General features: G+C 66.6%; 22 protein-coding genes. 17 read left to right on the forward strand and 5 right to left on the reverse strand.

The window, feature by feature from the left end; all coding sequences use genetic code 11:
* The first annotated feature begins 4 nt into the window (after positions 1-4).
* Positions 5-1,075, forward strand: coding sequence for an amidohydrolase family protein (locus SLQ31_RS10480; RefSeq protein ID WP_319432044.1), 1,071 nt, complete (start codon positions 5-7; stop codon positions 1,073-1,075).
* A gap of 117 nt (positions 1,076-1,192) precedes the next feature.
* Positions 1,193-1,834 carry a DUF1942 domain-containing protein gene (locus SLQ31_RS10485; RefSeq protein ID WP_319432046.1) on the forward strand — a complete coding sequence of 214 codons (642 nt, stop codon included), beginning with the start codon at positions 1,193-1,195 and terminating at the stop codon, positions 1,832-1,834.
* Between the two features lie 22 nt (positions 1,835-1,856).
* On the opposite strand, the gene SLQ31_RS10490 is transcribed toward SLQ31_RS10485, so the two are convergent.
* From SLQ31_RS10490 to SLQ31_RS10500, 3 genes are all read right to left on the reverse strand, one after another.
* Positions 1,857-2,699 (reverse strand): D-alanyl-D-alanine carboxypeptidase family protein, encoded by an 843-nt coding sequence (locus SLQ31_RS10490; protein WP_319432048.1) that lies wholly within the window; start codon positions 2,697-2,699, stop codon positions 1,857-1,859.
* 145 nt (positions 2,700-2,844) lie between these two features.
* Positions 2,845-3,717, reverse strand: a complete 873-nt coding sequence (locus tag SLQ31_RS10495; protein WP_319432050.1) for a D-alanyl-D-alanine carboxypeptidase family protein — start codon at positions 3,715-3,717, stop codon at positions 2,845-2,847.
* 80 nt (positions 3,718-3,797) lie between these two features.
* The gene (locus SLQ31_RS10500) at positions 3,798-5,432 is read right to left on the reverse strand and encodes a sulfite reductase flavoprotein subunit alpha (RefSeq protein WP_319432052.1); all 1,635 of its coding nucleotides are present in this window, start codon (positions 5,430-5,432) and stop codon (positions 3,798-3,800) included.
* 108 nt (positions 5,433-5,540) lie between these two features.
* Here SLQ31_RS10500 and SLQ31_RS10505 point away from each other — a divergent pair, with 108 nt between their 5' ends.
* From SLQ31_RS10505 to SLQ31_RS10530, 6 genes are all read left to right on the forward strand, one after another.
* Positions 5,541-5,960: a nuclear transport factor 2 family protein gene (locus SLQ31_RS10505; RefSeq protein ID WP_319432054.1), complete on the forward strand. Its 420-nt coding sequence runs from the start codon at positions 5,541-5,543 to the stop codon at positions 5,958-5,960.
* Between the two features lie 186 nt (positions 5,961-6,146).
* Entirely contained in the window at positions 6,147-6,653 is a 507-nt protein-coding gene (gene rpsP / locus SLQ31_RS10510; RefSeq protein ID WP_319432056.1) for a 30S ribosomal protein S16, read from the forward strand.
* A complete protein-coding gene (locus tag SLQ31_RS10515; RefSeq protein ID WP_005148848.1) occupies positions 6,650-6,892 on the forward strand; it encodes an RNA-binding protein in 243 nt (80 codons plus the stop codon). Before rpsP ends, SLQ31_RS10515 begins: the two co-directional genes overlap by 4 nt.
* A gap of 11 nt (positions 6,893-6,903) precedes the next feature.
* A complete protein-coding gene (gene rimM / locus SLQ31_RS10520) occupies positions 6,904-7,434 on the forward strand; it encodes a ribosome maturation factor RimM (RefSeq protein ID WP_319432064.1) in 531 nt (176 codons plus the stop codon).
* A 1-nt stretch (position 7,435) separates the two neighbouring features.
* Complete coding sequence (gene trmD / locus SLQ31_RS10525) at positions 7,436-8,125, forward strand: tRNA (guanosine(37)-N1)-methyltransferase TrmD (protein ID WP_319432066.1); 690 nt, start codon at positions 7,436-7,438, stop codon at positions 8,123-8,125.
* A gap of 53 nt (positions 8,126-8,178) precedes the next feature.
* Positions 8,179-10,386, forward strand: a complete 2,208-nt coding sequence (locus tag SLQ31_RS10530; RefSeq protein WP_413641707.1) for an MDR family MFS transporter — start codon at positions 8,179-8,181, stop codon at positions 10,384-10,386.
* Between the two features lie 4 nt (positions 10,387-10,390).
* On the opposite strand, the gene SLQ31_RS10535 is transcribed toward SLQ31_RS10530, so the two are convergent.
* Positions 10,391-11,323 carry a hypothetical protein gene (locus SLQ31_RS10535; RefSeq protein ID WP_319432070.1) on the reverse strand — a complete coding sequence of 311 codons (933 nt, stop codon included), beginning with the start codon at positions 11,321-11,323 and terminating at the stop codon, positions 10,391-10,393.
* Between the two features lie 311 nt (positions 11,324-11,634).
* On the opposite strand from SLQ31_RS10535, the gene rplS reads away from it, so the two are divergent.
* From rplS to SLQ31_RS10555, 4 genes are read left to right on the forward strand one after another with little or no spacing between them, the layout of a single operon-like run.
* Entirely contained in the window at positions 11,635-11,976 is a 342-nt protein-coding gene (gene rplS, locus SLQ31_RS10540; RefSeq protein WP_319432071.1) for a 50S ribosomal protein L19, read from the forward strand.
* Between the two features lie 55 nt (positions 11,977-12,031).
* Complete coding sequence (gene lepB, locus SLQ31_RS10545; RefSeq protein WP_319432072.1) at positions 12,032-12,856, forward strand: signal peptidase I; 825 nt, start codon at positions 12,032-12,034, stop codon at positions 12,854-12,856.
* 11 nt (positions 12,857-12,867) lie between these two features.
* On the forward strand, positions 12,868-13,572 hold the full coding sequence (locus SLQ31_RS10550) for a ribonuclease HII (RefSeq protein ID WP_319432074.1): 705 nt from the start codon (positions 12,868-12,870) through the stop codon (positions 13,570-13,572).
* 50 nt (positions 13,573-13,622) lie between these two features.
* Positions 13,623-13,928 carry a DUF2469 domain-containing protein gene (locus tag SLQ31_RS10555; RefSeq protein ID WP_149437885.1) on the forward strand — a complete coding sequence of 102 codons (306 nt, stop codon included), beginning with the start codon at positions 13,623-13,625 and terminating at the stop codon, positions 13,926-13,928.
* Position 13,929: 1 nt separating this feature from the next.
* On the opposite strand, the gene SLQ31_RS10560 is transcribed toward SLQ31_RS10555, so the two are convergent.
* Entirely contained in the window at positions 13,930-15,108 is a 1,179-nt protein-coding gene (locus SLQ31_RS10560; protein ID WP_319432077.1) for an ROK family protein, read from the reverse strand.
* Positions 15,109-15,284: 176 nt separating this feature from the next.
* Between SLQ31_RS10560 and SLQ31_RS10565 the strand changes: the two genes are divergently transcribed.
* The 5 genes from SLQ31_RS10565 to SLQ31_RS10585 all read left to right on the forward strand — a co-directional run bounded on the left by SLQ31_RS10565 (position 15,285) and on the right by SLQ31_RS10585 (position 20,206).
* Positions 15,285-16,505: an MFS transporter gene (locus SLQ31_RS10565; protein WP_413641709.1), complete on the forward strand. Its 1,221-nt coding sequence runs from the start codon at positions 15,285-15,287 to the stop codon at positions 16,503-16,505.
* Between the two features lie 124 nt (positions 16,506-16,629).
* A complete protein-coding gene (locus tag SLQ31_RS10570) occupies positions 16,630-17,238 on the forward strand; it encodes a hypothetical protein (protein WP_319432079.1) in 609 nt (202 codons plus the stop codon).
* A gap of 77 nt (positions 17,239-17,315) precedes the next feature.
* Positions 17,316-18,089, forward strand: coding sequence for an HAD-IIA family hydrolase (locus tag SLQ31_RS10575; protein WP_319432081.1), 774 nt, complete (start codon positions 17,316-17,318; stop codon positions 18,087-18,089).
* 97 nt (positions 18,090-18,186) lie between these two features.
* Entirely contained in the window at positions 18,187-19,149 is a 963-nt protein-coding gene (locus SLQ31_RS10580; RefSeq protein ID WP_319432083.1) for a matrixin family metalloprotease, read from the forward strand.
* Between the two features lie 94 nt (positions 19,150-19,243).
* A complete protein-coding gene (locus tag SLQ31_RS10585; protein ID WP_319432085.1) occupies positions 19,244-20,206 on the forward strand; it encodes a hypothetical protein in 963 nt (320 codons plus the stop codon).
* Positions 20,207-20,211 lie beyond the last annotated feature (5 nt).

A 20,211-nucleotide genomic window follows, 5' to 3' on the forward strand; every position in this document is an offset into this window, starting at 1 on the left:
GCCGTTGGGCGCCTTGCACGTTCGCGGCCGCGGCTTGCCGGACGGCGAGTTCGTCGAGTGGTGGATCGTCGACGGCGTCCTGCGCGCCGACCCCGTCGCCGGTGCCGATACGGTCTTTGACGGCGGCTGGATCCTGCCCGGTCTTGTCGACGCGCACTGCCATGTCGGGCTCGGGGAGCGCGGCGAGATCCCGCTGGATGATGCAATCGCCCAGGCCGAGGTGGAGCGTGGGGTCGGCGCACTACTGCTGCGGGACTGCGGCTCGCCGACTGACATCCGCAGCCTCGACAATCACCACGATCTTCCCCAAATCATCAGGGCGGGAAAGCATTTGGCCCGCCCCAAGCGTTACTCGCACGGCTTCGCCATCGAACTCGAGGACGAGTGGCAGCTACCCGAGGCGCTGGCCGCGCAGGCCCGGATCGGCGACGGCTGGGTCAAACTCGTCGGCGACTGGATCGACCGGTCGGTGGGGGACCTGGCGCCACTGTGGTCCGATGACGTCCTGCGGGCCGCGATCGCGGCCGTGCACGACGAAGGCGCCCGCGTCACGGCCCACGTGTTCAGTGAGGATGCGTTACCCGGGCTCATTTCAGCCGGCATCGACTGCATCGAGCACGGCACCGGCCTGACCGACGACACGATCGCGATGATGGTCGAGCACGGCACCGCCCTGGTGCCCACCCTGATCAACATCGAGAACTTTCCCGGATTCGCCGATGCCGCAGGCAAATACCCGACCTACGCCGCTCACATGCGCGCCCTCTATGCCACTTGCTATCCACGGATGGCCGCCGCCCGCGAGGCTGGTGTGCCGATCTATGCCGGCAGCGACGCCGGCAGCACGATCGCGCACGGCCGTATCGCCGACGAAGTCGACGCCCTCACGCGCATCGGGATGAGCCCGACCGACGCGCTCGGGGCGGCGTGCTGGGATGCGCGACGGTGGCTGGGCCGGCCCGTCCTCGACGACGGCGCCCCGGCGGATCTGGTGTGTTTCACCGAAGACCCGCGCGGCGGCGCCGACGTGCTGTCCAACCCCGACCTGGTGATCCTGCGCGGCCGGGCGTACTAGGCCTGGCGAGATTAATCGCGCAGACCTGGTTTTTTAGCGCGCGCTGGCGGGTAGGCCGCAGTAACGTTCTCCGAAACCCCCCGGGAGATGTTGGCACTGATCAGCTAGGGAGAGACCGTGAAGATCGCGAAACTGGCCGGAGTGGCCGCCACTGTTGTCACACTCGGCCTTGCTGGCGTCAACGCCGCACCGGCGTGGGCGACCGACAGCGTGAGGGTGTTCGGCCAGCAGGAAACGTTGAACGGGCCCAACGGCCTGCCCTACATCGGCTACGCCGTCGGCAAGCTCGCGCCCAGTTCGGACCCGGTGCCACACAATGGCACGTTGTACGCGGCCAAGCTGGTGGTCGACGGGTTCGGTGGCGGTTACCCAGCATCGATCGAGCGATTCGGTGCCCGGGCTGAGTCTGGCTCTTTCTACCCATCCATCTGGGGCGCGTCGAACGCCGGAAAGCTCTACTTCGACGTTGTTGGTGACATCCCGAACAGCGTCGTCTACACCGACGGCGGCCGCGACATCCTGGCCTGGGTACCGGGCGATCCCGGTACCGCAGCGCCGGTCGTCGTGCCGCCGGATTCCGACGCGAATTTCCAGGTGCTGCCGGACACCCAGGCCGCCGGCGGTGCCTCGACGCCGCCGGGCAGCGACTCGTCTATCGTGGCCACCCCGAACGACCTGGCCCCCGCGCCCTATCAAATCACTGAGGGTGACGCTGCGCAGCCGGGGTTCAATTCGGGCGGCGGCGGCGGGCACCGCTAACTGCGGTTTCAACGAAGTCGGGTCATTGGCTGTAGTGGCTGAATCCCCAGTCGAGTAACTGCGCCGCCTGGCCCCACAGATCGTCGCTGCCGTACATCTGCACCACGATCAACCGTCGGCCGTTGCGCTGGGCCATACCGACATACGTTTCCTGGGCGAGGTCGGTGTATCCGCTCTTGCCGCCGATGAAGCCGGGGTAGCTGCGCAACAGGTGGTCCTGATTCTTGATCTCCTTGTACCCCGAGCGGTCGGGGAACTGCGCCGACGGCTGGTGGACGATCTGTGCGAACAGCGGGTAGCGCAACGCCTCTCGGTAGATCACCGCCAGGTCATGCGGTGTCGTCACCGATTCCCAGCCCGGCCCGTCCAACCCCGACGGTGATCCGGCCTTGGTGCTGCGGGCGGCGAGTTGATAGGCCTTGGTGTTCATCTTCTGCACCGCAACCTGCGGGCCGCCGAGCATGTCGGCCAGCAGGTTGGCGGCGTCGTTGCCCGACACCATCAGCAGGCCGTCGAGCAGTTGTCGCACGGTATAGACCTGGCCCGGAACCAAACCGACGCACGAGCATTCGACTTGGGTGTGCGCCGCGGTCGCGCGGACTGCGGCGTTGGGCGCCAACTGGTCGAGCACGACCATCGCCAGCAACGGTTTGATGGTGCTCGCCGGAGCGTGGGCGCTATACGGTTCGCGTCCGCCGAGGATCTGGCCGGTGTCCAGGTCGGCGACCAGCCAGGCCTGCGCGGGACCGTCGGGCGGAGCCGTCACCGCCCCGGCCGGTTGGGGAGCGGGCTGCGCGGCGGCCGGCGCCACCAGGACCAGGGACATGACGATGCTCAGCAGCGCGATGAACGGGCGGGCCGGCATGGGTGCCGAGGCTAACCAGCGCGCACGTCGGCGACGACGCGATCGAATCTCGAAAGCGTTGCGATAGCGGACCGGCGGGCTGGGGGCACCCCCCGCCGAAGGCAAGGGGGAGAGCGAAGCGACTCGGGGAATGGCTCAGCAGGGTTTAGAGCGCCGCGATGCTCTCCGAGGGATTCTGGGCGAAGCCCCAGTCCAGTAGCGCCGCCGCCTGATCCCAGTAGGTGGGGCCGCCTTCGTGGATCAGCCCGTACATCATCGCGATCACCAACCGGCGGCCGTTGCGGTCGGCAGCGCCGACGAACGTCTTACGGGCGGCATCGGTGAACCCGGTCTTGCCGCCGATAGCCCCCGGGTAGCGCGCCAGCAGCTCATCCTGATTGACCAGCGGCTTGTCCCCGGCGTCGGTCGGAAACATGGCCGCCGGCTGCGCGGTGATCTGCGCGAACACCGGGTTGGCCATCGCGGCCCGGAAGATCGCGGCCAGGTCGTGCGGGGTGGTCCACCCCGACCCGCCGGGTCCGTCCAGTCCCGACGGTGTGGTCGCGTGCGTGTTGGCTGCGCCGATGGCGACTGCCTTGGCGTTCATCTTGTCAACCGCGGCGTCGACGCCGCCGAGCATGTCGGCCAGGGTGTTGGCGGCGTCGTTTCCCGACACCAGCAAGAGTCCGTCGAGCAACTGGCGTGCGGTGTAGACGCGACCGGGTCGTACACCCGCGCAGTTGCATTCGACGAGGGTGTCGTTGTTATTGGCGACCACGGTGGCATTCAGGTCGGGCAGCTCGTCGAGCACGGTCAGGGCGAGCAGCGTCTTGATGGTGCTGGCCGGCGGGTGGGCGGCGTACATGTCGCGGCCCGCCAGCACCTGGCCGGTGTCCATGTCGGCAACGATCCACGCCGGCGCGGGGCCGTCCGGGATCGGTACCGAGCCCGGCGGCTGGTCGGTGTCGGCGGTGGCGACACCTGCGGTCGAGGCCAGCAGGCTCAGCGCCGTGATCGCGCTCGCGAGAAGTCTGCGCATGGCCTCCGAGCCTAACCGCTGCGATTTCGGCGCGCTAACCGCCGCTGAGCGAACGAAAGCGCGCCGAAATCGCTCAGAACTCAGTAGACGTCGCGCAGGTACCGATGGGCCTTGATCAGTTCGTTGACGTAGCCGTGCGCGGCGGCCGCGTCCATGCCGCCGGCCTCGGCGACGATCTCGTGCAGAGTCCGGTCGACGTCCTTGGCCATCCGGTCGGCATCGCCGCACACATAGAGATAGGCACCGTCCTGAAGCCAGCCAAAGAGGTCGGCGGCGTTGTCTTTCATCTGGTGCTGGACGTAGGTCTTCGGCCCGTCGGCCTCGCGCGAGAACGCCAGGTCCAGCCGGGTCAGCGCGCCGGACTCGACGAATCCCGACAGCTCGTCACCGTAGAGGAAATCGGTGGCGCGGCGACGGTCGCCGAAGAACAGCCAGGCTCTGCCCGGGGCCGCGGTGGCCTGGCGCTCGTGCAGGAACGCGCGGAACGGTGCGATACCGGTCCCCGGCCCGATCATGATGATCGGCACATTGGGGGCGGGTAGACGGAAGTTGTGGTTGGGGCGCAGGTGGATTCGCACCGATTGGCCACTGGCGGCTTGGTCGGCGAGGAAGGTCGAGGCCACACCGCCACGGGCGCGCTCGCGGCAGTGGTAGCGCACGGTCGCGACCGTCAGATGCAGCTGACCGGGATGCACGAGCGGGCTGGAGGCGATCGAATAGTCGCGAAACTGTAAGGGCCGCAACGCTTCCAGCACCTCGTCGGCCGCCAGCTCGGCGAGGTCCAGCAGGTCAAGGACGTCGCGGCCGTACAACCATGACGACACCACTGCCGGGTCGGAGGAGTTCAGCGCGGCCGCGGTCTCGGCGTTATCGGTGCGGGCAGCGACCAGCGCCTGCAATGCCCGTGATGGGGCGCATATCTCGAGCTCGTTGGCGAGCAGTTCGACCAGTGGCACGTCCGCACCGGCGGCGACATAGGTGTCGTCGACGCCCAGCTTCGCCACTAAGGCTTCGACCAGTCCGGGGGCGTTGACGGGGTGGACGGCCACCGAATCGCCGGCGTCGTAGGTGATCCCGGAATCGCCGAGATCCAGTTCGATGTGGCGTACTTCCTTGTCGGATTCCGTCGCCGTCAACAGGCGGTTCACCACGGCCGTCGCCGCGTAGGGGTGCGCGTCCGTCCACACGGTGGCGTTGCGGGTCGTTGCCGGCCGCGGTGCCACCGGCGCCGCCGCGGTATGCCCAGGCGCGGCGGTGCTGGCTTCTTCGAGCAGCTTGGCGATGTCGGCAATCCAGTCGCGCGCGTCGCCCTCGCGGTAGCAATCGAATTCGACGCGGTCGGCCAGCGGGTGTGCGCCCAGCTCGGCCAACCGGGCGTCGAAGATCCGGCCGGCGTTGCAGTACAGCTCGTAGGAGGTGTCGCCAAGGGCCAGCACGGCATAGCGGAGATGGTCCAAACGGGCCCCGGATGCGGACAGTTCCTCCCAGAAGACCGTGCCGTTGTCGGGCACCTCGCCCTCACCGAACGTCGAGGCCACCACGATGAAGTGGCTCGCCGCCGCCACGTCGTCGAGCGGGATGTCGTTGAGTTCGGTCTCGGTGGCGTCGATTCCGACGGCTTTGACGGCGTCGGCCAGCTGCATGGCGATGTACTCGGCGGTGCCCATGTCACTGGCGTAGCCAATGATCAGCGAGAATTCGGGGCGCTCCGACACTCATCCTCCGCTCGATAGTCAATTTTGGTTAGGGTTACCTTAGTAGAGTTGTCCCGCTGGCGTGGACCTCCCCACCGGCGCCCGCCCGGACCGTGTTGAATCACACGAATGCTGAGTCTTGAAGAGATTTCGGATCGGTTGGAGATCCAGCAGCTGCTGGTGGACTACTCCACGGCAATCGACAGTCGCCGGTTCGACGACCTGGATCGCGTCTTCACTCCCGACGCCCACATCGACTACACCGAGCTGGGCGGAATCGCCGGCACCTTTCCCGACGTCAAAGCCTGGCTAGCCGAGGTATTGCCCAACTTTCCGGCGTACTTCCACATGGTCGGCAACTTCGACATCCGGATCGACGGCGACACCGCGAGCTCCCGAACCGTCCTGTTCAATCCGATGGAGCTCGGGGGCGACAAGGGACAGGTCATGTTCTGCGGGCTCTGGTACGACGACGAGTTCATCCGGACCGCCGACGGCTGGCGGATGACGAGGCGCGTCGAAGCCAAGTGCATCCAGAAGGTGGTCTGAGCAGCGCGGTGGCGGGTTTGCGCGATTAACACCTGACTGGCGCACTCTGGCACAATGGGCGGCTGTCCGGCCCGCGGCTTCCTTTCGGGGATGCGCCGGGGCCCGGTCACGCACGCGAGGCAAAACCGGATCCGGCAGTCGCCGGCATCGCTGAATTGCAGCGTGATTACCCGCAGGAGTTAGTTCATGGCTGTCAAGATCAAACTTTCCCGGTTCGGCAAGATCCGGAACCCCCAGTACCGCATCGCTGTCGCCGACGCGCGCAACCGTCGTGATGGGCGCGCGATCGAGGTCATCGGCCGCTACCACCCCAAGGAAGAGCCGAGCCTGATCGAGATCGACTCGGAGCGCGCGCAGTACTGGCTGTCCGTCGGGGCTCAGCCCACCGATCCCGTTCTCGCGCTGCTGAAGATCACCGGTGACTGGCAGAAGTTCAAGGGCCTGCCCGGTGCCGAGGGCACCCTGAAGGTCAAGGCGCCCAAGACCAGCAAGCTCGACCTGTTCAACGCCGCACTCGCTGAGGCCGATGGCGCGCCGTCCGGTGAAGCCGCTCAGCCGAAGAAGAAGAAGGCTCCGGCCAAGAAGGCCGAAGCTGCTGAAGCCGCACCGGCCGCTGAAGCCGCCGAGCCGGCCGCCGAAACCACTGAGGCTGCCGAGCCGGCCGCCGAAACCACTGAGGCCGCCGCAGAATGAGCTCGGTCGTCGTTGACGCCGTAGAGCATCTGGTCCGCGGGATCGTCGACAATCCCGACGACGTTCGCGTCGACATGGTCACCAACCGGCGGGGACGCACGGTTGAGGTCCATGTCCACCCCGAGGACCTCGGCAAGGTGATCGGCCGGGGCGGTCGCACCGCGACCGCGTTGCGCACCTTGGTCGCCGGTATCGGTGGCCGGGGGATCCGCGTCGACGTGGTGGACACCGACCAGTAAGCGACGGACTCGTGGAGCTCGTCGTCGGGCGCGTGGCCAAGGCGCACGGAATCACCGGCGAATTGGTGGTCGACGTCCGCACGGACGATCCCGACGAGCGCTTCACTCCCGGTAATCGGTTGCACCTCAAGCCCTCCCGCGGGGGCGCCGGTCAGGATGTCGTCCTCGAGACGGTACGTCCGCATGGCGCCCGCCTGCTGGTCCGGCTGCCTGGGGTCTCCGATCGCAACGCCGCCGACGCGTTGCGTGGCCACCTGTTCGTCGTCGACACCGCCGATCTGCCCGAGATCGAGGATCCCGACGAGTTCTACGACCATCAGCTCGAAGGGCTGGCCGTCCGCACCGTCGACGGCCAGGCCCTCGGCTCGATCACCGAAGTGCTGCACACCGCGGGCGGGGAGCTGCTGGCGGTCCGCAGTCCGGACGGCGCCGAACTGCTGGTGCCGTTCGTCGGCGCGATCGTGACCTCGGTGTCCCTGGCGGACGGAGTCGTCGAAATCGATCCTCCCGACGGGCTTTTGGATCTGGACGGCCTAGATTGAGATGCGCATTGACGTCGTCACGATCTTTCCCGACTATCTAGCCCCGCTGCGACAATCCTTGCCCGGCAAGGCCATCGAGTCGGGGATCCTCGATGTCGAGGTGCACGACTTGCGCCGCTGGACCCACGACGTGCACCACTCCGTCGATGACTCGCCCTATGGGGGTGGTCCCGGCATGGTGATGAAGGCCCCGGTCTGGGGTGAGGCGCTCGACGAGATCAGCACCCAGGCAACACTTCTGGTGATCCCGACGCCGGCGGGCCGGCTGTTCACCCAAAACGACGCCCAACGTTGGACAGGGGAGTCGCACCTGGTGTTCGCTTGCGGCCGTTACGAAGGCATCGACCAGCGCGTCGCCGAGGATGCACGCCGGCGGATGCGGGTCGAAGAGGTGTCCATCGGTGATTACGTGTTGGCTGGTGGTGAGGTGGCGGCGCTGGTGATGATCGAGGCGGTCGTTCGGCTGCTTCCCAACGTGATGGGCAATCCGCTGTCGCACCAGGACGATTCGCACTCGCCGGAGAAGGACGGCCTGTTAGAGGGCCCGAGTTACACCCGTCCGCCCAGCTGGCGTGAATTGGCAGTGCCTGAGGTTCTGCTCTCCGGTGACCACGGCAAGGTCGCGGCCTGGCGGCACGAGCAGGCTCTCGAGCGCACCCGGGAGCGCCGGCCGGACCTGTTGGAGGGCTGAGTGCCCGGCGCGCTGCGGGTTACCCGTCGCCGCTGAGGGGTATGAAGGGATGCGTGACTCGTCCAACCACCGGCGCTCCGCCAGAACCGGCGGCCCCCGCGCAGGTGACGGGCAGGCAACGCAATCTGGTCTTCCTGGCCGTCGTGCTTGGCATGCTGCTGGCGGCCCTGGATCAGACGATTGTCGCCACCGCATTGCCCACTGTCGTCGCCGATCTCGGCGGGGCCGGGCACCAATCCTGGGTCGTGACCAGTTATCTGCTGGCGTCGACGATCGTGACGGCGGTGGTCGGCAAGCTCGGTGACACCTTCGGCCGCAAGATCGTGTTTCAGGCGGCGATTCTGTTCTTCCTGGCCGGCTCGGTGCTGTGCGGGCTGGCCGAGTCAATGAGCATGCTGGTGGGTGCGCGGGCTCTGCAGGGCATCGGTGGTGGCGCGATCACGGTTACCGCCGTCGCAGTCATCGGCGAGGTGATTCCCCTGCGGGAACGCGGCCGCTACCAAGGAGCACTGGGCGCGGTCTTCGGCGTCACCACCGTGGTGGGGCCGCTGCTGGGTGGGCTGTTCACCGACCACCTCGGCTGGCGCTGGGCGTTCTGGATCAACGTGCCGGTCGCCCTGGTCGTGCTCGCGGTTGCGGCGTGGGCGATCCCGAAGCTGGGCCGCACCGCTCGGCCGGCCATCGACTATCCGGGCATCGTCTTGATCGGGCTCGGTGCGGCCGGGCTCACCCTGGCCACCAGCTGGGGTGGCACCACCTATCCGTGGGGCTCGGTGACCATCATCGGGCTCTTCGTCGGATCGGTCGCCGCACTCGTGGCTTTCGTCGTCGTCGAAACCCGGGCGGCCGAGCCGATCCTGCCGATCCGGCTATTCAAAGACCCGGTGTTCACGGTCTGCTGCGTGCTGTCGTTCGTCGTCGGATTCGCGATGCTCGGCGCGTTGACGTTCCTGCCGACCTATATGCAGTTCGTCGACGGGGTATCGGCGACGGTGTCCGGGCTGCACACGCTGCCAATGGTGGTGGGTCTGCTGGCGACGTCGTTGACCAGCGGTGTCATCGTGGGACGCACCGGGCGCTACAAGATTTTCCCGGTCGCGGGAACCGCGACCATGGCCGTCGGCTTCGTCCTGCTGTCAACGATGGATGCCCACACCTCGGTGCTGGTGCAGTCCCTGTACCTGCTGATCCTGGGTGCCGGTATCGGCCTGAGCATGCAGGTGCTGGTGCTGACCGTGCAGAACACCGTCGACTTCACCGACCTCGGCGTCGCCACCTCGGGCGTCACGTTCTTCCGCACGATTGGCAGCTCCTTCGGGGCGGCGATCTTCGGCTCGCTGTTCAGCAACTTCCTGGCCGACCGGCTGCCCGCCGCGCTGGCCGCCAGCGGCGCCTCGCCTGCGGTGGCGCAATCGCCGCAGGCGTTGCATCGCCTGTCCCACGAGGTCGCCGCGCCGATCGTCGACGCCTACGCCGACTCGTTGAGCAAGGTGTTTCTGTTCGCGGCGCCCGTCGCGGTCGTCGGCTTCGTCGTCGCGCTGTTCCTCAAGCAGGTTCCGCTGCGCGACGCCGCGGCCATGGGAAGCACCGACCTCGGTGAAGGTTTCGGCATGCCGACCACAGAGCCCTCCGAGAAGGTGCTGGAGGTGGCCGTCAGCCGGCTCATGCGGGAAACCCGCGGCATGCACCTGCCGGCACTGGCCCGGTCCGGGGGCAGTCATCTCGACACCCCGCGGATGTGGGCGCTGATGCAGATCTACCGGCATGCGCAGGTGTCCGGCCCGGTGGCGGTGGCTGACATCGCCGGGCATCACCGGGTGCCGGTGGAGATCCTGGAACCGACCTTCGACCGGCTGGTCGCATCGGGCTATGCCCAGCGCGGTGGCGATCAGCTGTGGCTGACCCCCTCGGGTGCCGCCGAAGTGAATTACGTTCGCAACCAGATCGCGAACTGGATCACCGACACACTCACCCGTTCACCGGCGTTCGAGGGACGACCGGACCGCATGCAGGTGCAGGGTGTGATGGAACGCATCGCCCGCAGTGTGCTGGCAGAAGAGGATGGCACTGAGCAGGCCACCCGGCCGTTGGTGTTGGGTCCGCGACGTGAGGCGGCCACGCCGACCGCGGCTACGACGCGATTGCACACCGGCGCGGCACTGGCCGCTCGCAATGAACCGGCGGCAGGCAATGAACCGACTCGGCCCTTCCGGCCCCGCGCCGAATTCCGTCAGCCGCCGCCAGGACCGCCGCGACGCTAGCGGGTCAGATCCGCCCGCCGGGGAACATCGTCTTCACGGCTTGGGTCATGGTCGCGCGCGCAGTGGTGTCGTCGACCGGTTGCAGTGAGGCCATGGCCATCACGAAGCGATGGTCGGCGCCGATCACCCCGGTGGTCATGTGCAGCCAGTTGCCGCCGTTCCAGCAGCACATCCAACCTTGTTTGACCGCAACGGGTTCGGCGAACAGAGCGTCGGGGATGCCGAACCGCTGCGGGTATCCGTCGACGCCGGTGGCCGTCGACTTCGACAGGTCGCCCAGGATGAGGGCGGCCTGATCGGCGGGAAGCCCGCCGGCGCCGTCGAGCAGCAGATCGTAGTAGCGCACCAGATCACCGGTGGTGCTCATGGTGTTCCACCAGTTGCCGTCGTAGGGCGCGCTGGTAGATCCCAATCCGTAGCGTGCGGTCACTCGGCTGATGATCGAGCTGCCGCCGCCCTCGCCCCAGAACACCTCGGCCGCGCTGTCGTCGGACGATCGCAGCATCACGTCGAAGGACTGTCGCTCGTCGGGGGTCATCTGGCGCTGGCCCTTGGCCACCTGCAGCAGCAGGTCGTCGGCGATGAACAGTTTGCTCACCGATGCGATCGGGAAGGGTGCGCCGTCGCCGCCGGAGACCGTCCGGCCGGTGGTGCGGTCGAGCACCGTGAAGCTGATGTCGGCGCCATCCTGTGCGGCCTCCGACGCGGCCGCCCTGGCCCGGGCATCGAGACCGGCCGTCGCATCGGGCGGGGCATCGGCCAGTGGACCCAGCGCGGGAGCTTGCGGGATGGCATTCGGGTCGGCCGACAGCAGGTTCACCGGCCGCGCGGACCTGTCATTGGGCCCAGCACTGACTTCGGCGGATGATGCGGCTACCAGCACGCCGATCAGAGCCGTCGCAGTGCCGGTGACCAGCATCGACAGATGCCGTCGCATGTCCATCTCCTCGAGGGCCTAGGGGAACGCCGTACCGTGGGGTGCCGCGTTGCCGCCCGACCGTAATTCAGATTAACCGTACCTGTTCTACACCGCGCGGTTAGCCAGCCAAAACATTCTGTGACCTCGGCGGGTCGCGCGATTTCACTGCTCGCAATGCATCTGGCACAATTGAGCAGTTGCCGCGCGGGCTGGACCAATTTTTCCGCCTGCTGCGCCAAACACCACGTGCCCGATCCATCGGCCCGTCGACCGCCAGCGCGTTTGCGCAGGCAGTTGGCTGCGCCGCGAACCGCAAGGAAGTGTCACCGATGAACACGCTGGACTTCGTCGACCAGGCGTCGCTGCGCGACGACATCCCGACCTTCAGCCCCGGGGACACCGTCAATGTCCACGTGAAGGTCATCGAGGGCAACAAGCAGCGCATCCAGGTCTTCAAGGGTGTCGTCCTGCGCCGTTCCGGCGGGGGCATCCGTGAGACCTTCACCGTGCGCAAGGAAAGCTACGGCGTCGGCGTCGAGCGGACCTTCCCGGTGCATTCGCCCAACATCGACCACATCGAGGTCGTCACCCGTGGTGACGTGCGTCGCGCCAAGCTGTACTACCTGCGCGAGCTGCGGGGCAAGAAGGCCAAGATCAAGGAGAAGCGCTGAGCTTCGACATGTGGCTTGAGCGAAGCCAGTCAGCTCGTCTGACTACGCTAACCACGTGACCGACAACACCGGCTCGGACGACTCCACACCGGAATCCGCCACTGCGACGGACGCTCCGGACGACACCACTGCTGACGAGGCCCCCGAGAAGAAGCGTTCTGCGCTCAAAGAGGGCGCGATCCTCGTCGCGATCGCGGTGGTCCTCTATTACGTGATGCTCACGTTCATCGCGCGTCCGTACCTGATTCCGTCGGAATCGATGGAGCCCACCCTTCATGGCTGCTCGGGATGCGTCGGCGACCGGATCATGGTCGACAAGGTCACCTACCGGTTCGGCGTACCGCGTCCTGGTGACGTCATCGTCTTCAAGGGCCCGCCGAACTGGAACGTGGGATACAAGTCCATCCGCTCGGACAACGCCGCGGTCCGGTACGTGGAGAACGCGTTGTCGGTGGTCGGATTCGTGCCGCCGGACGAGAACGATTTGGTGAAGCGCGTCATCGCGGTCGGTGGCCAGACCGTGCAGTGCCGCGCCGACACCGGACTGACCGTCGACGACAAGCCGCTCAAGGAGCCGTACCTCAACGCGCAGACCATGAACGCCGACCCGCTGGTCTACCCGTGCCTGGGCAATGAGTTCGGCCCGGTGAAGGTGCCCGACGATCGGCTGTGGGTGATGGGCGACAACCGCACCCATTCGGCGGACTCGCGTGCGCATTGCACCAGCACGCCCGAGGAGGCCCAGAAGGGCATCCTGTGCACCGGTGATCCGATGGCAGGCACCGTGCCGGTGAGCAACGTCATCGGGAAGGCGCGGTTCATCGCTTGGCCACCGTCTCGCTGGGGTGGTGTGTCCTCGGTCAACCCGCAGCAGGGTTGATCGTGCCCGCGATGACGTGGCCGCCGCGGACGGTGATCCGCAAATCGTCGGGACTGCGCACACTCGAATCCGCTTTGTATCGCAGTGGTTTGGGGCCGGTGGCCGGGGTTGACGAGGTGGGCCGAGGGGCCTGCGCCGGCCCGTTGGTGGTGGCGGCCTGTGTGCTCAGCCCGAATCGCCTCGAGAGCTTGGCGGCCCTGGATGATTCCAAGAAGTTGACCGAGAAGACGCGCGAGGAACTGTTTCCGTTGATCCGCCGCTACGCGCTGGCCTATCACGTGGTGTTCATCACCGCGCCCGAGGTCGACCGCAGGGGCGTGCACGTCGCCAATATCGAGGGCATGCGACGGGCGGTGGCGGGGTTGTCGTTGCGGCCGGGGTATGTGCTGTCCGACGGTTTCCGCGTTCCGGGTCTACCGATGCCGTCGCTGCCGGTGATCGGTGGGGACGCGGCGGCGGCCTGCATTGCGGCGGCCAGTGTGCTGGCCAAGGTCAGCCGTGACCGGCTGATGGTGGCGATGGACAAAGACCACCCGGGCTATGGGTTCGCCGAGCACAAGGGCTACAGCACGCCGGCGCACAGCGCGGCACTGACAACCCTCGGCCCCTGCCGCCAGCACCGGTTTTCCTACATCAATGTCCGGCGGGTGGCGGGTATCGGTGGTACCGAGATGGTGGTCGAATGCCCACCCCCGCAGCGTGACGACCAGGCGTGAGTCAAGATGGAGAGACGCCCCGATGAGACGACAAGAGGACCGCTGAGCCGATGAGTGCCGAAGATCTCGAAAAGTACGAGACCGAGATGGAGCTCTCGCTGTACCGCGAATACAAGGACATCGTGGGGCAGTTCAGCTACGTCGTGGAAACCGAGCGTCGCTTCTACCTGGCCAACAGCGTGGAACTGGTGCCCAGGAACACCGACGGCGAGGTCTACTTCGAGCTCCGGCTCAACGATGCATGGGTGTGGGATATGTATCGCCCGGCCCGCTTCGTCAAACAGGTCCGGGTGATCACCTTCAAGGACGTCAACATCGAAGAGGTCGAGAAGCCCGAGCTGCGGCTGCCCGAGTAGGTCAGCGCAACGACGCGTCGATGGCGTCGGCGGACAGGATCTCTTCCAGCACCAGCGCCGCGCTGCCGATATTGCCTGCCTTGTCGCCGTAGGTGGACGGGACGACCTGCAGATGACGGGTGGCCAGCGCAGTTGCGTTGCCGTACAACGTTTCTCGCAGCCCGGCTACGAAGAAGTCATAGGCCCCCGACATGTCACCGCCGACCACCAGGACCTCGGGGTTCAGCAGGTTCACCGCGGCGGCGATCACCTCGCCGACGTGACGGCCGCTTTCGCGCAGCAGCCGGCGTACCTCGCCGTCGCCGTGGTTGGCCAGTTCGACGACGTCGCGGATGTGGCTGACCTCGCGGCCCTGTTCCTGCAGCGTGCGCACCAGCGCCCAGCCGCCCGCGATCGCCTCCAGGCAGCCGGTGTCGCCGCAGCGGCACGGGATGCCCGCGGCGGCCGCGGTCTTGTTGTGGCCGAATTCGCCCGCCGCGCCGAGCGCACCGCGCTGCAGCACACCGCCGGCCACGATTCCGGCGCCCAGCCCGGTGGACGCCTTGATCAGCAGCAGATTGTCGTGGACCTTGAGGGGGCTGCGGCGTTCGGAGAGAGCTAGGACGTTGGTGTCGTTGTCGAGCACGATCGGCGCCGAGGTCAGCTTGCGGAAGTAGGGCTCCAGCGGAACGCCGTCCCAGCCGCTCATCACCGGGGAGGCCAGGCTGCAGCCGCGCTGCTGGTCGACGGTGCCGGGCAGCGACACCCCCACGCCGAGGACGTCGCGGGCATGGTGGCCGGTGTCGTCGAGCAGCACCTCGAGGCGTTTGACCAGATCGGGCATCAGGTCGTCGGGGCCGATGCGGATCTCGGAGTCCATATCGGTCAGGGCGTGGATGTCGCCGGCGAGGTTGCACACCGCCAGTCGGGTGCGGCTGCGGCCGATGGCCGCCGACAGCACCACGCCGGCCTCGGCGTTGAACCGCACCAGCGCCGGTGGCCGGCCGCCGGTCGAGGGACCTTCGTCGCCTTCGGAGACCAGTCCGCGGCGGGCCAATGCGGAAATCCGGCTCCCCACGGCGGTCCTGGACAGGCCCGTCAGGTTGCGAATATCGGCGCGAGTGGTGGTCACGCCGTCGCGAATCAGCGCAAAAACGTCCCCAGCGGAAGCGGGAGCAGCAGAACGCCTGGTGACGGGCATCTTGTCATTGAACCAAGATCTATGCCTCACAGAAAGCAATAGAGACGCCTATCACTTTTGATCTTTTTAGACATAAGTCGGTTGGAAGCGCGGCCGAAGTGGCGCTAGGGTCGGGACAGGAATCGAGCGCTGCACCGCGGCAGCTACCGCCACCGCACAGAAAGTCGATACCTCCTGTGACTGTCACTTCCCGACCCGCCGGCCCGGTGGTGTCTCCCGCGCTGTGCCCGGCCAGGGCACGTCTGGGCATCCTGGCCCTGGCGCTGGGCGGATTCGGCATCGGAACCAACGAGTTCGTCTCGATGGGTCTGCTGCCCGAGATCGCCGGCGGACTGCACATCTCCGAGCCGACCGCGGGCCACGTCATCTCCGCCTACGCACTCGGCGTGGTGATCGGCGCCCCTGTCATCGCCGCCGTGACCGCCAAGTTCAACCGCAAGATCGTGCTCATGTGCCTGATGGCGTTGTTCGCCGTCGGCAACGTGGCCACCGTGCTGGCGCCGAGTTATCCGATCCTGATCGGGGCACGTTTTCTGGCCGGCTTGCCACACGGAGCCTTTTTCGGTGTCGCGGCACTGGTGGCCGCCCAACTGTTGGGGCCCGACCAGCGGGCCAAGGCCGTCGCGCAGGTGATGACCGGGCTGACGGTGGCGACGGTGGTCGGCGTGCCGCTGGCGTCGTGGCTGGGGCAATTCTTCGGCTGGCGCAGCGCGTTCGCGTTGGTCGTGATCATCGGACTGGTGACGTTGGCTGCCATCTGGATGTGGTTGCCCGACCTGGCTGCGACCCGCAACACCAGTACCCGCACCGAGCTGGGGGCGCTGCGCCGTCCGCAGGTGTGGCTGGCGCTGGTGATCGGCATGGTCGGCTTCGGCGGCATGTTCGCCGTCTACACCTATATCGCGACCACGCTGACCGACGTCGCGGGAGTACCGCGAGCCTGGGTTCCGTTGGGATTGATGGTCTTTGGTATCGGCATGGTGGTCGGCAACTTCGCCGGCGGCCGGATGGCCGACCGGTCCGTGATCCGCGGGCTGTATGTGTCGATGGCGGCGTTGGCGGTGGTGCTGGCGATTTTCGTTGCGGCTGCGCACAATCCGTATACCGCCATGCTGCTGCTGTTCGGCATCGGCGCGAGCGGGGCGGCCATCGCCCCTGCGCTGCAGACCCGGCTGATGGATGTCGCCGCCGAGGCTCAAACGCTGGCGGCCGCGCTGAACCACTCGGCGCTGAACATCGCCAACGCGTCTGGGGCGTGGATCGGTGGGCTGGTGATCGCGGCGGGGTATGGCTACACCGCGCCGGCCGCCGCGGGTGCCGCGCTGGCCGTCATCGGACTTGTGGTGCTCACCGTCTCGGTGGCACTGCAGCGTCGTACATCGGTGGGTGTCGCATGATCGCGGCGGTGATGGCGTTTCTGCGGCGACACCGCGAGCCCGTGCATGTCGAGCTGTATTTACCTGCGCGGCAACGAGTGACGATCGCGATGGGTGAACGTCCTGTCCGGAGAGAGGCGAGTTGATGACCGATCATGTGATCTTCCGCTACGACCCTGACCATCGGCCCGAGATCAGCTTCCGGGGCGTGCCCAGCGGGTGCGCCGGGGGAGCCGGCACGTTGGCCGAGGCCCGCGCGGCGTACCGGACGTGCCTGTCCGCCCGGCTACATGTGGACCGGCGAGCGCTGCCCGCTGTTGTCGAACACATCGAGGGCCTGGTGTCTGGGATGTGGGTGCGCACCAGAGTCGGTGCGGTGCATCGGGATAAGTCCAGCGATCGAATGCTTCTGCAGATCCTGCTGGCGGAGCAAACCGGACTGCGCGAGGAAGTCGAGCGGCTGACGGAGGCGGGGTCCGAGCCCGTCGTCGTGCTCGCCGAGCCCGACCAGGTGATCGAGACGCTGCTTGTTCAGATGTCGGCGCGGGATGCGCTGTTGGTCGCCCATTCCGACGACAACGGCTCGGTTGGGTGGAGTGTGCTGTTCGGGTCGGAATCGTCTGGTGGACAGGATGTTCCGCATGTCCACGATGACGTCGAGCTGCGGGCGTCGCCGGTGGCGACGTTCACGCAGGCGTGTGCGAACGTCGGTCGGGTGGTGCGGCGCCGACCCGCTGCCCACATGGCGTCATGACCGCGTTGCTCGAATCCCTGGTTGGCGTTTCGGCCCAGGGGAACACTGTGGGCGACGGCGTCCGCGAAGGGAGGACCATGCGTACGACACCGCAGTGCTGGCTGACCGACATGGACGGTGTGCTGGTGCGTGAGGAGCATGCCTTACCCGGCGCGGCAGACTTCTTGGCGCGCTTGATCGACAAGCAACGTCGATTCCTGGTGCTGACCAACAACTCGATCTACACCCCACGGGATTTGGCGGCACGGCTGGCGCGTTCGGGCCTCGACGTGCCCGAAGAGGCCATCTGGACCTCGGCGCTGGCCACCGCGGCGTTCCTGGACGATCAGCTGCCGCGCGGGTCGGCTTATGTCATCGGCGAGGCTGGGCTGACCACCGCGCTGCACGAGGCGGGCTACACGCTGACCGACACGGATCCGGATTTTGTGGTGCTCGGTGAGACACGGACGTACTCGTTCGAGGCGATTACCAAGGCCGTGCGGCTGATCGGCAAGGGCGCCCGGTTCATCGCCACCAACCCGGATGTCACCGGGCCGTCAGCCGAGGGGCCGCTGCCCGCGACCGGGTCGGTGGCCGCGATGATCACCAAGGCCACCGGGCGTGAGCCGTACTTCGTCGGCAAGCCCAACCCGATGATGTTCCGCAGCGCGTTGAATCGGATCGAAGCGCATTCGGAGAGCACGGTGATGGTCGGCGACCGAATGGACACCGACGTCGTCGCCGGTATCGAGGCGGGGCTGGAGACGATCCTGGTGCTGACCGGTTCGACGACGCTCGACGATGTCGAGCGTTATCCGTTCCGGCCGGCTCGAGTGCTGCCGTCGATCGCCGAGGCGATCGAGCTGATCTGAGGCCGTGGTCTCGCCTCCACCTGTACCCTCTCTGTTAGCTGCAATGGGCGATAATCGCCAAACGCTGGTGCGACACATTGTGAAGGGTCCGGGGAAGATGGTTGCTGCGATGCTCTGGGTGCGGGTAGGGGTGGCCGGCGCCGCCGTCTGCGCATTGGTGGCGGGATGTTCGTCGCCGCAACCGCAGGCGCAAACGGAGACCCAGGTGCAGCCGACGACGGCGAACGCTGTCGCGCCGTCCACGCCCGCCAAAGTCGACCAGCTGACGGGCAATGAGAACGCCGTCACCTTCGACTTCATCTATCCAGACGGAGATCCACACTGGACCGATGAGGCCAAAGCGTCACTGCTTGACGCCGCCAATGCTCTCGTCGCTGACTTCGTGCCTCCGAAACCCGTCACCATCACCTACAAGCTCGCGGACGACAACAACCCCGACAACCTCGCGCAGGCGACCAGCGCGCTGGTCGATCAAGAAACACCGGGCTACTTCCGGACGGTGGTGCAGCAGAAGCTGATTACCGGCGAGGACGCCAACGGCGACCAGCCCGACGGAGACATCGACATCAACTGGAAGGCCGACTGGGCGTTGGGCGACGACGTCACTCCGGACCAGGCCGACTTCAAGGCGGTGATCATGCACGAGATGGGGCACACGCTGGGTTTCGACACCAACATCCAGGGCCCGGGATCGGCCCCGGTGACAAACCACCCGATATTCGACAAATTCGTCGTGAATGCCGAGGGGGAGAAGGTGATCAACGACGACTTCACCTTCAACACCGCTTTCGAGCCCAATCTGACCGGCGGCAACGGCGGACTGTTCTTCGGTGGACCACATGCTATGGCCGCCTACGACGGCAAGCCGGTGCCTCTCTTCACGGACCCGGTATGGAGCGTCTCCAACGTGACGCATTTGGACGGCCGCACTTTCACCGGCGAGAACAAAAAGATCATGAATTCCGGCAATGAACTCGGCGACGGGCCGGAGGTGCACGAGCTTAGTCCGGTCGAGCTGGGCATCTTCGAAGATCTCGGCTACACGGTGGTGCAGCACTAGGTGTGGTCGGCTCAGCACTGCGAAATATGTTACAGCGCAATGTCATACGTACACTTTCGATAATTCGTGAAGGCTCGGGGGAAACATGGTCTGGTTGCGGGTAGGGGCAGCGAGTGCGGCGGTCTGCGCAGTGGTGGCGGGATGTTCTTCGACGCAAACGCAAACGGAGACCCAGGCGCAGCCAACGACAGCGGCCGCGGACAGTGTCGCGCCGTCAACGCCGGCCAAGGTCTCCAACCTCACGGGCAACGAGAACGCCATCACCTTCAACTTCATCTACCCGGATGGGGACGCGCACTGGACCGATGAGGCCAAAGCCTCACTGAACGACGCCGCCAACGCCCTCGGCGCGTACCTCGTCGCTCCCAAACCCGTCACCCTCACCTACAAGATCGCCGAAGACAACGAGCCGGGCCACCTGGCGCAGGCCTCCAGCGAGCGGCTCGATGAGGAGGCACCCGGCTACTTCCGCACAGTGGTTCAGCAGAAGCTCATCACCGGCGAGGACGCCAATGGCGACAAGCCCGACGGCGATATCGACGTGAATTGGAACAACAACTGGGGGCTCGGCGACGCCGTGGCCGAGGGGGACGACGACGCCGGCACCTCGCGCCAGGACGACTTCAAGGCGACGATCATGCACGAGTTGGTGCACACGCTGGGTTTCGACACCAACATCCAGGGCCCGGGTTCGGCGCCGGTGAAAAACCGCCCGACGTTCGACGAGTTCGTCGTGAACGCCGACGGGACGAAGGTGATCAACGACGACTTGACGTTCAACACCGCCTTCGACCCCAACCTGACCGGCGGTGACGGCGGACTGTACTTCGGTGGGCCGCATGCCATGGCCGCCTACGACGGTAAGCCGGTCCCGCTGTCCACGGATCCGCAGTGGAGCGTCAGTAACGTGACCCATCTGGACGGCCGCACCTTCACGGGCCCGACCAAAAAAATGATGAACCCAGGCGACGATGGCGACGGCGCGGAAGTGCGGGAGCTCAGTCCGGTCGAGCTCGGGATCCTCGAAGATCTCGGCTACACGGTGGCGCCGCACTAGTTCGG

Origin of the sequence: Mycobacterium sp. RTGN5 (assembly GCF_033804465.1) — a bacterium.
Classification (GTDB): domain Bacteria; phylum Actinomycetota; class Actinomycetes; order Mycobacteriales; family Mycobacteriaceae; genus Mycobacterium.